18 protein-coding genes are annotated in these 14,390 nt (G+C 69.9%); all 18 read right to left on the bottom strand.

What is annotated here, in order from left to right; all coding sequences use genetic code 11:
• Positions 1-25: 25 nt before the first annotated feature.
• The 18 genes from O4U47_RS21900 to O4U47_RS21815 all read right to left on the bottom strand — a co-directional run bounded on the left by O4U47_RS21900 (position 26) and on the right by O4U47_RS21815 (position 14,136).
• Complete coding sequence (locus tag O4U47_RS21900; protein WP_270679806.1) at positions 26-1,219, bottom strand: DNA polymerase III subunit beta; 1,194 nt, start codon at positions 1,217-1,219, stop codon at positions 26-28.
• 17 nt (positions 1,220-1,236) lie between these two features.
• A complete protein-coding gene (locus O4U47_RS21895; protein ID WP_270679805.1) occupies positions 1,237-1,749 on the bottom strand; it encodes a hypothetical protein in 513 nt (170 codons plus the stop codon).
• Between the two features lie 44 nt (positions 1,750-1,793).
• Entirely contained in the window at positions 1,794-2,126 is a 333-nt protein-coding gene (locus tag O4U47_RS21890) for a hypothetical protein (RefSeq protein ID WP_270679804.1), read from the bottom strand.
• A 118-nt stretch (positions 2,127-2,244) separates the two neighbouring features.
• Positions 2,245-2,931: a hypothetical protein gene (locus O4U47_RS21885; protein WP_270679803.1), complete on the bottom strand. Its 687-nt coding sequence runs from the start codon at positions 2,929-2,931 to the stop codon at positions 2,245-2,247.
• A 111-nt stretch (positions 2,932-3,042) separates the two neighbouring features.
• Positions 3,043-3,408, bottom strand: coding sequence for a hypothetical protein (locus O4U47_RS21880; protein WP_270679802.1), 366 nt, complete (start codon positions 3,406-3,408; stop codon positions 3,043-3,045).
• A 34-nt stretch (positions 3,409-3,442) separates the two neighbouring features.
• Positions 3,443-3,682 (bottom strand): hypothetical protein, encoded by a 240-nt coding sequence (locus O4U47_RS21875; RefSeq protein ID WP_270679801.1) that lies wholly within the window; start codon positions 3,680-3,682, stop codon positions 3,443-3,445.
• 659 nt (positions 3,683-4,341) lie between these two features.
• On the bottom strand, positions 4,342-6,840 hold the full coding sequence (locus O4U47_RS21870; RefSeq protein WP_270679800.1) for an OmpA family protein: 2,499 nt from the start codon (positions 6,838-6,840) through the stop codon (positions 4,342-4,344).
• Between the two features lie 14 nt (positions 6,841-6,854).
• A complete protein-coding gene (locus O4U47_RS21865) occupies positions 6,855-7,253 on the bottom strand; it encodes a pilus assembly protein TadG-related protein (protein ID WP_270679799.1) in 399 nt (132 codons plus the stop codon).
• Positions 7,250-7,681: a TadE/TadG family type IV pilus assembly protein gene (locus tag O4U47_RS21860; RefSeq protein WP_270679798.1), complete on the bottom strand. Its 432-nt coding sequence runs from the start codon at positions 7,679-7,681 to the stop codon at positions 7,250-7,252. The genes O4U47_RS21865 and O4U47_RS21860 overlap by 4 nt, the downstream gene beginning before the upstream one ends.
• On the bottom strand, positions 7,678-8,061 hold the full coding sequence (locus O4U47_RS21855) for a TadE/TadG family type IV pilus assembly protein (protein ID WP_270679797.1): 384 nt from the start codon (positions 8,059-8,061) through the stop codon (positions 7,678-7,680). The genes O4U47_RS21860 and O4U47_RS21855 overlap by 4 nt, the downstream gene beginning before the upstream one ends.
• Positions 8,058-8,234, bottom strand: coding sequence for a hypothetical protein (locus O4U47_RS21850; protein WP_017626876.1), 177 nt, complete (start codon positions 8,232-8,234; stop codon positions 8,058-8,060). Before O4U47_RS21850 ends, O4U47_RS21855 begins: the two co-directional genes overlap by 4 nt.
• Positions 8,235-8,247: 13 nt before the next feature.
• Positions 8,248-9,138: a type II secretion system F family protein gene (locus O4U47_RS21845; protein ID WP_270679796.1), complete on the bottom strand. Its 891-nt coding sequence runs from the start codon at positions 9,136-9,138 to the stop codon at positions 8,248-8,250.
• A complete protein-coding gene (locus O4U47_RS21840; protein ID WP_270679795.1) occupies positions 9,135-10,016 on the bottom strand; it encodes a type II secretion system F family protein in 882 nt (293 codons plus the stop codon). Before O4U47_RS21840 ends, O4U47_RS21845 begins: the two co-directional genes overlap by 4 nt.
• Positions 10,004-11,314: a CpaF family protein gene (locus tag O4U47_RS21835; protein WP_270679794.1), complete on the bottom strand. Its 1,311-nt coding sequence runs from the start codon at positions 11,312-11,314 to the stop codon at positions 10,004-10,006. The genes O4U47_RS21840 and O4U47_RS21835 overlap by 13 nt, the downstream gene beginning before the upstream one ends.
• Positions 11,311-12,045: a hypothetical protein gene (locus tag O4U47_RS21830; protein ID WP_270679793.1), complete on the bottom strand. Its 735-nt coding sequence runs from the start codon at positions 12,043-12,045 to the stop codon at positions 11,311-11,313. The genes O4U47_RS21835 and O4U47_RS21830 overlap by 4 nt, the downstream gene beginning before the upstream one ends.
• Positions 12,042-12,683 (bottom strand): hypothetical protein, encoded by a 642-nt coding sequence (locus O4U47_RS21825; protein ID WP_270679792.1) that lies wholly within the window; start codon positions 12,681-12,683, stop codon positions 12,042-12,044. Before O4U47_RS21825 ends, O4U47_RS21830 begins: the two co-directional genes overlap by 4 nt.
• Before the next feature lie 38 nt (positions 12,684-12,721).
• Complete coding sequence (locus O4U47_RS21820) at positions 12,722-13,174, bottom strand: hypothetical protein (protein ID WP_270679791.1); 453 nt, start codon at positions 13,172-13,174, stop codon at positions 12,722-12,724.
• Between the two features lie 404 nt (positions 13,175-13,578).
• Complete coding sequence (locus O4U47_RS21815) at positions 13,579-14,136, bottom strand: hypothetical protein (RefSeq protein WP_270679790.1); 558 nt, start codon at positions 14,134-14,136, stop codon at positions 13,579-13,581.
• Positions 14,137-14,390: the final 254 nt, after the last annotated feature.

Genomic DNA, 14,390 nt, shown 5'->3' with positions numbered 1-14,390 from the left:
GCCGCGCCCCCGGGCTCCGGCGTGCTCAGTCCGTGCGAACCGGCATGAGCAGGTGCTGGTAGGCCAGGTGCTCACCGGGGGCGCCGTCTTCGTCGGTGAACAGCACGGGCTTGACCGGTGAGGTGATGTGGAGTGCGACGTGCTCACCGTGGAAGCTGGACAGGGCGTCCCGGAGGAAGTCCGCGCGGAACTGCAGCTCGAAGGGGGTGGCGAGCTTGCCCGCCATCCGCACCGGGACCGGCGGGGCGGTGACGCGCACTGCGCCGTCGAGGACGGGGGTCACCGCGCATGAGCTCGGTTCGATGCTCAAGGCGAGGTGGCGGTACCGCTCCTTCTTCGCCGCGCAGATCGCGGCGGCTCGTTCCACAGCGGCGATCAGGCCCTTTCGAGGGACGACGACCGCCTGTGCTCCTGGAAGGTGAAGGAGGCGGTGGTAGTTGGGCAAGTCGAGCCCCGAGAGCCCGACCAAGGCGGTGACATCCCCGCTGGTGATGGAGGCGATGTTCGCTTCCAGGCCGATGGTGACGGTGGGCCCGGTCAGGTGCTTGATGAGGTGCTCCAGGAACGGGCCGGGAAGCAGCGCTTCGATGTTCGGCCCTTCCGTATCGACCACGGGGATGCGGGCGACGGCGAGTCGGTACCGGTCGGTGGCCGCCAGCTCGACACCGTCAGGCGTTCCGGCGAGGTGGAATCCCATCGTGGCCGGTACTTCCGTGTCCGTGCCGCGGGCGCACTTCACGCGGCACAGCTCGGAGGCGATCAGCTCCCGGTCGACCGTGACCCGGCTCCCGCGAGGGGTGTCCGGCAGCGGCGGGTATTCGTCGACGTCGTAGGTGGTCAGCGGAACGGTGCAGCCGTCGGCCCGCATGACCGCGGTCGACGATTCGACCGCGAGCATGATCGGCGTTGCGTCGGCCACGCACCCCTTTCCCTTGACCAGCGCCTTGAGCACACGAACGGCTTCGGAGTGGTCGACGACCATCCGGCCCGGAGCCTGCGCGGCGCCGGGCAGTGCGACCGTCACGGCGCACTCGTACTGGCAGCCCGTCAGGTGCACGTCGCCGTGCGCGTCGGCTTCCACCAGGACACCGCCCATCACGGGCAGGCTCGGACGCGAGTGGACGCCAAGGCCGGCGGCGGACAGGGCGGCGGCCAGCTCACCACGGGTGGTGGCGGCCGCCGGCCCGCCCATGAGGGCGGGCGCAGCGGTCGGGTTCATCGGATTCCCCTTTCTGGTCACGCGTTGCTGTGGGCGAGGTGTCGAGGAAGCGGCGACGGCGCGGAGCCGACGAGGTAGGTCCCCGGGCGGACCTCCTGTAAGGGGGCGTGCTCGAAGGGCTGCTTCGGGTACGGCATGTGCAGAAGCAGGCACCCGGCCAGCTCGGAATCGGCGTCTTCGGGGACGCGGGTCATGGTGAAGGTGAAGGCGCCGCGCGGGTCCCCGACAGAGATCGAGACGGTGACAGCGTCCTGTTCCTCTTCGAGCTGGATTGCGGCGGAGTTGCACCAGCTCAGCGGGAGCGGCTGGGCCTGGTGACCGGTCGGGGGCGAGTCGGCCGACGCGGGGCACTCCTCTTCGCCGTCGTCGTCGATCCATCCTGTGGTCGTCTGTGCGATCGGGTTACCGCAGGCAGCGCAGGCGTGGGAGTTGCCGCTCTCGTGGTCGAACTCGATCGCGATCGACTCGACGTCGAAGACGTCATCGTCCGTGCTGACCGCGGCTCCGTTGACGGTGAGAAGGGGGAACATCAATCCTCCCGGGCGGTCGCTTGGGGCGCCGTCGGCGCCCCGGTTCAGTTGTCGGCGCAGTGCCAGTTGGTCTGGCCTGCGTGCAGGTGCCACCCCTCTACGCAGGCGAAGTCGATGAGGACGGCCTCAAGCCGGGCCGCTAGCGTGTCCATCGCCTCGACACCGTCCGCGGCTAGGCAGGTGGCCCGGATCTGTGCGCCGTCGCCGTCGGGGAAGGCGTCGACGATCGCGCCGATGACTGGCATTGCTGATCCGGGGGCGGTCAGTGGGGTGATGGCTTCGGCGAGTGTCCGGGTGAGCCAATCGGGTGTGGGGTGGGACGCGGGGTCGGTGGTCTCAGGGGCGCGAAGAAAGATCTCGATGCTGAGCACAGCCATCCGAGCTCCTTGAAGGAACCGGGGTCGGAGGCGTGGGAGGTTCCGCCGTCCCACGCGCCGGCGCCCCTCACAGGGAGGTGGCGGGGCCGGTCCTTGCCTGAACCGGCCCCGGCGCGGGTCAGTCGGTGCGGCGGTAGAACTCGATCCAGGCGCGGGACGTGACGTCCCACAGTTCGGCGCGAACCACGCCGGGGTGGCGCGCGGCGCATTCGGTGGCGAGTGCGCGCACCATCTCCGGACGGTCGGGATCCGCTGTGGACTCCCAGAAGCCCGGGATGTCGAAGTCGTCGTAGTGCCGGATGAGGGTCCGGCCGCGGCGCTGTGCCGCGGCGATGGACTTGGACGTCTCGTGTTCGTCCGTGAGCGCCTCACCTACGGCCTCTTCGTCGGCCTGGTCACCATCGGCGGTGCGGCAGGCCGCGATGAACTCGCGCATGCGCCGCGCGCCGGCGGCATCGGCCTCTTGGAACTTCGTAGGGCCACCGCGGCCACCGTTGGTGAAGGCTCCCAGCAGGGTCCGGCCATCGCGCACCGTTCCGGACCAGGCGATTCCGGTTCCGATGTCCGTGCTGGACACCTGCGTTACGCGTACTTTCTCGGTAGGGACCATCAGGCCGCTGTGCGGCAACCTGATTGCGGCCATCTCTCCTCCCTTGTCGCTTTCAGCGGTGATCGCGCAGTGGACGCACGTTCCTTCGCCGCCGCAGTGGCATTCGGCTTCGCACGCGCGGCAGTCGTACAGGGTTCCGGGTTCGTGCGGGTAGTCCGCGTGGTTGAGCGTGGGATGCTGTCTGCACATCGGCATTCACCGCCTTGAATCGGTGTCCGATCAGGGGCCGCGATACTCGCGGACTCTGAACCGATACCGGGAAGGCGGATTCGGGGTGCCACCCGTGGCGGGCGGCACCCCGTTCACTCATCCGGCGCGATAGCCGGACAGGTCGTCAACTTCGGTGCCGCCTTCACCGATCAGGCACAGCCCGATCATGTCCGCGTTCTCCTCGCACCACGCGAACTGGTCTTGGCTGTAATCGGCGAAGTAGTCGTCTTCCGTGTCCCCCGGGCGCAGAGTGAGGAAGCCGAGTGCACGCGCGGCGACCTGGTCTTCCGAAACCCCCACGGGGGTCCGCATGTCCTTCCCCTCGAAGATGAGGGAGTCACCGCAGTAGAGGCGGTAGGACCAGCATTCCCGGGCTCCCACGCCGCAGGTTTCGAAGCCGGCGGGTTCGATGATCAGCGTGTGAGGGAGGATAGTGAAACCGTCGATGATGAATTCCGACATGGCACACCTCACCTAGGGGGCGAACTACTGGGGTTCAGCAGGGTTCGACTCGGGTTCCGCCGCGCGGACCGAAGCAGATGCGACGCTCGATCAAGGACAGATCGGCATCAGGCGACCGGTAGAGGTCGATGTAGCTTTCTTCGGTGACCGCGGGCGTCAGAACGCGTTCCGGCTCACGGAAGACGAAGTCGAAGTGCTGGCGCCACGCGTAACCTTCGTAGGTTCGGCTCCACAGCGCTTCCTTAGCCGCCTGCAGGGAGGGGAAGCGTTCCATGTCCTCTTGGAACGACGGAGAGTACCCGGGTCCGCCGTACCACAGCCCGTACCAGGCCATAGCATTCTCCGAGGGGTGATCTTACTTTGCTTGGTCACCCCTATTAATACCCGCGCGAAAGATCAATTAACAAGGCAGGAGAAAATATTCCGGCCGGCACTGTGGATCCAATGCGACGGTTTCGACGCACACTCTCGCTCACCGGCCCATGACTCGGAGAGCACATGAAGGTCACAGCAGGATGCGAGAAGACATTCAAAGAAAGCAATCATAGACAAGAGCAAGGAATGCGACACTCGATTCTTGCCCGTAAATCCGCACGCGCCGAGAACGAATTCGACCGCGCCACCGAACCACCCCGACAGAGTTTGCAGACCATGCTCCGCACCTGTCGGGCGGCACACGGACGACCCCCACACGCCGTCTGACCAGCGATTTCTTGACAGCGACGCCTTGGCCGCCATACCGCCTCAGGGAGAGCCGCACCCGCGGGCGTCCCGTTCGACACCTCAGTGGACACCCATTAGCAAAGGCATTCGCCCAGCAATTACCCCTGAGTGGAAACTCTGACAAAACGATCTACCAGGGCAACACGCACCGCACAAGCCAAGAAAAAAAGAAAGGAGGTTACCCCTGCCGCACCTCACACCTCCACCTTTCTATGATAGCTGTGCGCGCAATTCAGGTGCGACCTCCGCCCCGACTTCTCGCATGGCCAGTTCGTAGGCGGCGAAGGCCGTAGCAGCTGCCCCGGTGTCCCCTTGTTCGAGCAGGCATGTGACGAGCTTGCGGTGAGGTTGCTCAGTGAGCGGAGCGACCTGCACCGCCCGCCGCAGAAGCCGAACAGCCGTGTTCGGCTCGGAGTCGTCCGCCGCTGCGAGGAGGGCCTCGATCAGCCGTTGCCGCAGCCGCTCGCGGTGGAGCTCTGCCCAGCGGAAGTCGGAGTCAGCAGCGAAGTCCTCATAGTCAACCGTCGCCTGGAGCAAGTCGTCCGCCGTCCCGTCCGGCCCCATGGCCTTGTGCAGGTCCCACAGGTCCGTGCTTACCGCTTCGGGGTCGAGGCGGTAGTGGTCGTCGTGCAGGACGACCGTGGCCGTGCCTCTTGCGGAGGCGGTCTGGCGCACGGCTCCGCGCAGCGCGCTGACGGCGTCGTGGAAGCGCCGAGTGGAGCGCGTCGCGATGTCCTCGGGCCACATGTCCTCTACCGCGCGTTCGAGACGGACGCCGTCGGGATGCAGCGCGAGGTAGGCCGCGACCTCGTAGGCGGAGCGCCGCCGCGGAACGGCCGCCTTGCCGCCTACGGTCAGGCCGACCCGCCCAAGAACACGAAGGCGGACGGGGCGTTCAGGTGCTTCGGCTTCTGGCCCCTCGTCCTGTGTGCCTGCGGCCACCTGGCCGTCGTCAGAACCGTTCTCGCTGCCCGAGTCCATGGAGCGGTTTCGCTGCGCGTCGATGAGCGCGTCGATGACCTGTCCCCGTGTGGTGAGCGGCCAGGCCGTACCCGCCAGACCTCCGATGTCTCCATCGCCCTTGTGGACGTGGCCTGCGTGGTCGATTACAGCGACGCGCCCTGACCAGCGACTGAGGACGAGGGCCGCCACAGGTGCGCCCCCGGCGTCCAGCAGGTCGTCGACCTGTTGGGCCTCCTCCCGGTCTGCAGCGGCGATGAGCACGCTCACCTCGCCCTCGTCGTCGGCCTCACGGTTCGGCGGCTCGACGGGCTCTTGGTCGTCGTCTTCGTCCTCCTCCAGGTTGGTGAGCATCTCCGCGTGCAGGTGGGCGATGGCCTCGCTCAAGGTCGTCGTGATACGGATCCCTGGAGGTGCGCCGTCCCGGACGCGCTCAGCGGCGACATCTCCCAGAAGCGTGACGAGGCAGTCCTCCCGGAGCACGACTCGCAGCCCTTCGCGCTGCAGGGCCATGGCCAGGACCGTTCGTACGGCACCGTGTGCTCCGACTCCTGTGATCCCCAAGGCGCCGCGGAGTCGTCGAAGGGGGAACGTCTCCCCCTGCTGCTGTGGTGTGGGCGAATCGGCCTCGACCGGAGGGGGTGGTGACCACAGGGAGGTCGACGCGTGGGCGGGATCCTGGGCTGCGCCTGCAAGAGCCTCATCCTCGCTCTCGTCCCAGTCGTCCTCATCGCCCTCCCCTGGGCCTCGATCCCGGTCAGGGCGTGGGCGGCGGCCGAGGAGGTACCCGGTCGCGCCGGCGACGACGCCCGAGGCAGCAGCGGCCCCTGCTGCGGTCGCGGCCGAGGGGATCTCGACCACGACGACGGGGCGCTCGTCCGGTGCTTGTTCGGGAGGCTGCTCCGGCGCGGGTGATTCAGGGGTCCGTGCGGCCGGTGGAGGGCCGGAGGCGACGGTGTAGGTGATCTCGACCCGGCGCTGACCGGAGTCGGTGGCGTCCTCAAGGAGCTCGTCCGCTCCGACGCCCTGGACCACGACCTCGGGAGCGTCCGGCCCCAGCTCGGCGGTGAGGTGCTCGGCGACGGATTCGGCCCGTCGTTGGGAGAGCTGCTGGTTGTACTCGGGATCGCCGCTGGCATCGGTGTGTCCGGTGACGACGATGGGGACTCCGGCGGCGCCGTGGTCGCGGATCATTGCGATGACCGGGGCGAGGTCGGCTTCCATCTCGGGCGTCAGTTCGGCGGAGTCCAGGGCGATGCCGCTGAGGACTCTGCTCCGCTCGATATGGACCCGGCCCTCGGGGCCCGCTTCCTCGTGGGCGCCGCCTTCCGGGGCGGGCGGCGGTGCCCCTTCCTCGACCGGAACCTCCCCCTCATCGGCGTCGGCTGTCGCTGCGGGCTCAACGACGGCGTGGGCGACCGGTGTGGTGGCCGTAGCACCGACGGCGGTGGCCGCCAAGAGTTGAAGGGGGCCGAACAGGCGCCGCGCCGGGCGGTCGCGCATGCGCTGCCAGAGTTCGGTGGCGGCCGCGGCGAGGTACAGCCCCCAGAGCACCCACAACAGGCCGACGCCGAACGCCGTGGCCACACCTGGAGGAAGCGAGCCTCCGCGAAGGTAGGCCATCGCGCTGTCGGCGTCCCAGTCAAGGCGGGGCCAGCCGAGCACGGTGGTCGCCACGTAGGGAACTCCTGCGAGGACGGCAATGCTGAAGAGGAGTGCGCCGGTCTGCAGGACGATGCGTCGGGCCATGGAGGTTCCTCGGTTCAGGGGCCGGTGTGCGGTGCGGCGCTCGCGCTGGCCGCGAGGGTGCGGCTCCCCAGGGGCAGCAGCGTGAAGTCGTAGTCGAGTTGGGCGGTCACCGTGACGGCGTCCTCACCAGCGGAGACGGTGCCCGCGGCTCCGGCCTGGTCGAGGAAGTTCCGGGCCGCGCGCTCGGCAGCTCCGGGGTCGAGAAGGATCTCCTCGTCGGCCCGGTAGGCGGCCAGGTCGATCTGCTGTGCCCCGGCTCGGGCCGCCTCCTGCGCCAAGGAGAGGGCCCGGCTCCGCTCGGCCAGGGCCGATCCGCCTTCCCACACCAGGGCGAAGACGAAGACGAGGGTGAGGGCGGTGGTGGTGACGAAGGCGGTCACCTGCCCGGCGTCGGATCTGGAGCGTCCGCTCATGGGCGCCCCCGGTACACGTCGACCACGGCGTCGGCCTCGCCCTCGACGTCTCGGTGGAGGGGCACCCCGAGGCCGGTGAGGCCACTGAGGTCGGCCCGGCAGGTCAGCTCGGCTCTCACGGTGCCGCCGGGTTCCAGGGCGCCCGCCTCCAGGGTCAGGGTGTGGCTGCTGCAGCTCAGCTCGTGCGTACGCAGAGCGTCCGCAACGGCCCCTTCGGCGGCGACGCGAGCCTGCTCGGGGGTGCGTTCCAATGTGGCGGCGCGCGCTCCCGCGTGAGCGGCGGCGTCGACCGCCTGTGTCGCCGTCGTAAGGCGGTGGGCCAGCACGATCAGCAGGACGAGCAGGATCAGCAGCGGAGTGAGCACCGCCAGCTCCAAGGCCGCGCTCCCCCGCTGTTCTCCCTGGAGTCGGAGTTCTCGGCCGGTCATGGCGGGCTGGTGAACCTCTCCACGGGGCCCGAGCTCTCGTGTCGGATCGGCCAAGTTAGTCCGGGTAGGACGGACGGGACCTGCGCGGTGACGACGACGCGGGCCGCCTCGTCGTCGCGGTGCACCTCAACGTTGAGCCCGCGCAGGAGGCGCCCGCCGAGCTGTTCTCCTGCGTGTTCTCCGGCGGCCCGGCCGTCGGCGTCGGTGGCGTCGACGGCTCGGGCCTCGGCCAGGGCCGTGGTCGCGATGGACTGGGCCACCTGTGAGGCGTGGGCGACCAGTCCGGCCTGGATCACCAGGAGCAGCAGAAGCAGAAGGAGGGGCGTGGCGACCGCGAGTTCCGCACTGCCCCGGTCGCTGCGGGTGCGTGCGGCCCTCATTCGGAGAGCATGCTGACGATCTCGTCAGCCTTGTCGGTGACGGCGGGGGTGAGTACGGCGAAGACCGCGATGGCCAGGCCGACCAGCAGGGCGATGACGACGACGGATTCGGTGGAGTAACCCGAGTCGGGGCGGCGGGGCCGTAGCGGGAACACGGTGTGGGAGCGGTGCATGGGGATATCTCCGTCAGAGGCTGGTGAGGATGAGGCTGAGCGCCGGGTAGCCGACGAGGACGAGGAACCCGGCGAACAGGAGGACGACCGGCAGGCTCATGCGTTCGGTGGCGGCTTGGGCCTGGGCGTCGAGGGCCGCCAGGTGGCGGGTGCGCAGGGAGCGCGCTTTGGCGGCCAGGGAGGCTCGGACGCGGGCGCCGTCGGTTCCGGCGAGTTGGAGGCTGGCGGCGAGCTCGTTGAACTCGTCCAGGTCGTAGCGGTCTCCGAGGTCTCGGAGGGCGGACCATGGCGGGTCGCGGCGCAGGGCGGCGGCGCGCAGGGCGATCCGGATGCGCGCCATGGCCGTGCCCCCGGTGCGGGACGCCTCGTCCAGGGCCCCGCTGACTCCGGCGCCGCCGGCGAGGGCGACGACGACCAGGTCGGCGAATGCGGCGACGGTCTGGCGCATCTCCGTACGCCGCTTGGCGGCTTCGTCGCGCAGGGACAGGTCCGGGGCCAGCCAGAGTACGCCTGCGGCCAGGGCCCACAGCAGGAAGCCGGGCAGCGGCGCGATGGGCACGCCGGCCACCGTTGCAACTGCCCCGACCAAGGGCGGGAGCGCCACTCCGACCAGGGCGGTGGTGGTCTTCTCCGCCAGGTAGGAGGGAACGTCGCGCTCGCAGAGGACAAGTCGGGCGCGCGTCCGCATGGTGGGTAGCCCCATGGCCGCGAGTACAGGGATCCCTCGGCTTCCGAGGCGGGCCGCCCAACCGCCCGCCGACACCGCGGAGGGCGCGGGGCGCGGCGGTGGGGGCTCGGTCAGGAGGTCGGCCAGGCTCGGGCGCGCCCACCGCACGGCGATGAGCACCCAGGCTCCGGCGCCGATGAGCATGCCGCCGATCCCGGCGAGGAGGAGAGGGCTCATGTGCTCACCTGCGCATGGGGCTCGGCGCGCAGCACGCGTGGTCCGAGGTCGGTTCTCGACAGCCGGGCGAGCCAGGTCAGGGCGAGTGCCCAGAGCGCGCCGATGCCGGCCAGCACGAGCTGTCCGAGTGCGCCGTCGTAGGGGGCCAGGTAGGTCGGGTTGAAGACCAGGAGGAGGACCGCCAGGGCCAGGGTGGTGGCGGTGATGATGCGCATCGCGGTGTGCACCCGGGCCCGGGTGGCGGCCACGCGTACGAGCATCGCGGCTTGTTCCCGGGTCGCCTCGGCCAGCCCGGACAGCAGCGCCCCGAGGTCGGCCGCGTGCCGGGTGGCCGCGTTGCTCAGGGCGGCGGCCACCAGGTCCGCGGTCGGGGTGTCGACGGCTTCGGCGAACTCCGTCAGCGTCTTGTGCGGGTGGTCGGTGCGGATCCGCTCGGCCAGGCGCACCACGTGCTCCCGGATGGAAGCCGGAGCGATGGGAGCGGTGGCGGTGATGGCGCTCTGCAGGCCCGATGCCGCCGACATCAGGTCGCGCACCTGTTCGGTCCAGGCCGCCACGGCCTCGATGCGCTCCAGCCGCTCGTGGTGCTCGCGGTCAGGGCCCAGCAGGTCGGGCAGCCACCAGGCCGCCGCGGCCGCGAGCAGAGCGGCCACGGGCCAGCCGGTCACCGCCCAGGCCGCCGCTGCGGCACCGAGGACGCCGACGGCGCGCAGGGCGCGGCGGCGGTCGGTGAGCAAGCTCCTGACGTCCAGGGCCTTGCGCTCACGAGCGTTGCCTTCGACGGCGGCAAAGGCGCCGTTGAGCGTGAGCCATAGGCCGCCGCCGACGGCCGCTCCTCCGGCAATGCCGATCAGGGCTGCGGCGGTCACCCGGACCACCCCTGCATGTCGGGTTCGACCAGGCGGGCGATGTCGAAGCCCGCAGCGGTGAGCACGTCGATGGTGGGCGGGCTCGGCGGGGCGGCCGGTAGCCGTCCCGCCTCCCGGGAGCGGCGGTAGATCTCGTTGGAGGCCACGCGCGGGCCTTCGGCGCCGACGACCTCGCGGATGCTGGTGACCACGCGTTCCCCGGTAGGGGTGGCAGAGATGTGTACGACCAGGTGCACGGCGGTGGCGATGAGCAGGCAGGTGGCGTCGAGCGGGAGGCGCTCGGCGGACTGGGCCGCATAGGCGCCGAGCTTGGCGAACGCGCCGTCCGATGAGGCGGCGTGCAGGGTGGTCAGGCTGCCGTCGTTGCCCTGGCTCATCGCGTTGAGCAGCGGGACCGTCTCGTGGCCGCGGGTCTCGCCCACGATCACCCGGTCCGGGCTCATGCGCAGGGCCGCCCGGACGAGTTCGGCGACGGTGACCTCGCCGGCGCCTTCGACGTTGGGCGGGCGGGCGTGCAGGGCGACGGCGTCCGGGTGGGCATGGGGGTCGCGCTCCAGCCCGAGCTCGGGGACGTCTTCGATGGTCACGATGCGCTCGTCCGGCGGGATGTGGGATGCCAGGGCCCGCAGCAGGGTGGTCTTTCCGGCTCCGGTTCCGCCGGTGATGACGATGTTGCGGCGGGAGCGCACCGCAGCACCGAGCAGTCCGGCGGCCGCGTCGTCGAGGGTGCCCAGCTTGCGGAGTTCGCGAAGGGTGGTGGTCCGGTGGCGGTGGCGGCGGATCGACACCGAGGGGGTGTGGACCACGTCCATCACGGCGTTCATCCGGGAGCCGTCGCGCAGGGGCATGTCGAGGATCGGGGCGGCCGGGTCGAAGCGGCGCTCCCCGGCGGGGGATTCGGAGGCGATCCGGCGCACCAGGGCGACCAGCTCGTCGGGTGTGGCCACGATCGGCGGCCGCCTCTCGCGGCGCCCGTCGGCGTAGCGGACCCAGACCTGCGTGCCGGTCAGGTTGATGTTCTCGATGTCGGGGTCGTCCAGGAGGTCCTGGAGGGGGCCGGTGCCGCATACCTGGGCCAGGGTCGCTTGCAGGACCTGTTGCTCGACCTCGCGGCTGAGCACGCGGTCACCGCGGGCCAGCGCCCGTTGGGCGGCCTGGTCGAGGACCTCGCGGATGACGCGCTCGGCCCGGGCCGCGAAGTCCTCGGGGATTTCCGCGTCGTCGAGGTGAACGGTCGCGCTGAGGCGGCGCAGGGCTTCACCGCTGGTGTAGCGGACCCACCGGGCCACCAGCTCCTCGGTGCTCATGGGGCGCTCACCGCCCTGGAGTTCATCTGCAGGTCGAGCTCCGCTGCGAGTCGCCGGGCCGCAGCGAGCAGGGGCCGCCGACTCCACCGTCGCGGGGGTACCGAGTCGCCGCGCAGCAGGCTCGCGGACGGGCGATCGGCGGGGATGCGCGCTCGTACTGGCGCGCCTATGGCTTCTTGCAGGACCGCGTCGTCGTGCGGGCCGGTCGTGACCGCCAACTCGAGATTCGAGATCCCGGCCCTCAGAGCGGGAAGAGCGTCTCGGACCCGTTTGAGGTGTGCGACGTCGTCGTTGGCAACCAGGAGAGTTGCGTGAGCAGCGGCGGCCAGGCGCACGGCCGGCGACCTCGGGGCCATCCGCCCCAGGTCCACGACCACGATCCCGTTCCCCGAGTTCAACACCTCTGTGTTCTCGGCCAGCAGGGCGACGGCGTTGGCGGCGCGGTCGGCGGACGACGGTGCGGTGCAGGCACGCAGACCGCCAGGAAGTACCTGGGTGAAGTTCTCGGGGCGAGCACGGCGTTGAGAACCGTCAAGGCGGGAGGCAGCGGCTAGCTCGACCAGTCCGGGGGAGGCGGGAAGGTGGCGCCAGGCCGCGATGTCTCCTCCGGAGGCGTCGGCCTCGATCACCGTCGCGGTTTCTGGTTCCGGCCAGGCGGCGGCCAGTGCCAGGGCCAGAGTGGTGGCCCCGGGCGCGCCGCTGAGCGAGCAGACCGCAGCCACCCGGGTCATGGGACGCCTCCGCCGACTTCAACGACCGACAGGGCCTCGGCTGCGGCGGCCTGGGCGACGCGAGCGGCATCCGCGGCGTCGACGACAAGCTCGACGCGGGTGGGTTCCGAGGCGTCGCCGGACGGAGCGTGGATAGCCTGGACTCTCGCCGGGACGCCGACGGTCTCAGCGTCGCCTTCACCGTCGCCCTGTTCGGAGATGATCGCCGAGACCTGTGCGCCTTCCTGGAGGGAGGCGGGGAACTGCGCGGGCGACAGGACCGCCCCGATGGCGGCCTCCCCGTCCTCCAGGTGCGCGGGTTCGGCGGTGACGGATTCGGAGGGGATCAGCGACCGTTCGGGGACCGCGGTGGACAGGCGTTGGCCGACAAGGCCGTCGCGCTCTTCGACAGGGACGGCGGACAGCGCGTCGGCACCGGCGATGTGAACCACCTGCAGGTCGCCGGATTCCAGGAAGCGTCCGGCGGGAAGGTCGCGTGCGGCGGCCACGTATCCGCTTCGGTCGTCGCTCCGGTCGAGTGCGGCGCCGGCTGCGACGGCGCCGAGTGCCATCAGCACCAGCCCTGCGGCCAGTCGGCGCCATCGGCGCGCCCCGGCCTTGAGCCGGAGCTTTGAGCCGCGGCCGTCTGGTTGCGTCATTGCCGTACTCCTTCGACAGCTCTCGTGGGCGCGGGGTCTCAGGGGGCCGCGGCTCGCGTCTGCACCAGCCCTTGGGATTCCACGACGTCCACCTCGGTGTCGGCTTCGGTGAACAGCGGGGCGAGTTCACCGCCGGTACCGTCGGTCGCCTCCCAGCTCACCGACCAGGTCACCTCCACCTCGACCGTGTAGCCGCCGGTGGAGGCGCGGGTGTAGGTGTGGCCGCAGTCGGGAGAGGCGGAGGCGGGATCGTCGCGCCCGGGGTCGTAGGGGCGGCCGGGCCCGGAGCAGGTGACGACCTCGCCGTCACCCATGGACCAGTCCGCCGACGTCGGGGTCGCGGTCACCGAGACGGCTCCGCCGGCGACTTCGGCTTCGGCCGTCACGGGTTCCCATGCCGCTTCGTCGACCCACAGCCAGACCGGGACCTGCACCAGTACCGGGGCGTCCGCCCTGGGCGAGGTGTTCAGGCCGGGGCGAGGGAGGTGCATCGCGTCGCGGGCTTGGTCGGCGAGGGCGACGGGGTCGAAGGCCGGTTCGCCCCCATCGCCTCCGCCACCTGCTTCTCCACCAGGCACCGCGAGGGTGGTGGTGCAGTCCTGGACGGCAGCGCCTGGTTCCGTGCACACCGTTCCGGCGTAGACGCCACCGCCGCCGGGGACGGGCGCCCCACCCCGCTCGGCGGCACCGCTCGAGCCACTGCCTCGGCTGCCACCGCCGCCCCCGCGCCCAGGCGACCCTTCACCGGACTCGGCCCCGACGTCGCATCCAGGGCCTTTTCCATCGCTCCCGCATTCGACCTGGCCTGAAAAGTAGTCAGGTGGATCAGCCCAGGCGACACCTGCGGGGATAAGGACGACCGCGGCGCAGAGAGCTATCGGGCCGCCGACTCGCCTCAGCATGATCCCTGCTCGTAGATACGCATCTCCGAGATGCGCCACACGAGCCCGTCGAATCCAGCCGTGGCCTCTACCTTCCGGAGCAGCGGTTCACTCGGCGACTCCTCGATCAGTTCACCAGTCTCGGCATCCTCCCGGAGCCATTCGCTGGAGTCCATGCAGTCTTCGATCTCTGCGGAGGTCTCTTCCAGCGACGTGACCTCAGGGTCGTGAGTAGGCGCCCCGCGCGCGACGACGCCTTCCTCCGCCTCGGCTCCCAGACCGTGCTGGGCAAGCTCAGCGGCCTGCCCTTCGGCATAATTGTCCAGTTCCGAGAAGTCCGGGTCGGTAGTCCTCGAGGCGTTGACGATGACGCCCCACAGACCTTCGTAGGCGTCCAAGACCGCTTCACCCGGATCCGGCGACGCGGTGGGCGAGGGAGACGTCGATGAGGGCTCGTCCTGCGGTGCCTCCTCGGGAGACGCAGTGCAGGCTGCAGCGCTGATGGCGACCAGCAGTCCCGCTATGGCACGGCTCAGGCTCATCGGCTCCCCCACCAGCAATTGCACCATCACTCAGGGAAGCCTGACAGTAACGCAGCCACCATCCGACATCAAAGGCATAACTCCATTTACAGGGGACCCATAAGACCGATCTTACCGAAACGTAAGCCAATTATGCGAGGGGATTGAACCTTCATCTCGCGTCTCGCAACCTCTCTACAGAGAAGATCACACTCCGCCCTCAGAACGACACTCCGAAGCCACCAACGCAAGAAAATAACAGAAATGAAGTCAAGCACACACACAGCCCAATCAAGAAGCAGTCC

The sequence above is a fragment of the Nocardiopsis suaedae genome (assembly GCF_027706745.1).
In the GTDB taxonomy this organism is placed as follows: domain Bacteria; phylum Actinomycetota; class Actinomycetes; order Streptosporangiales; family Streptosporangiaceae; genus Nocardiopsis_A; species Nocardiopsis_A suaedae.
The sequence above is the reverse complement of the archived record's forward strand: the minus strand, read 5'-3'. Positions and strand labels throughout refer to the sequence as shown.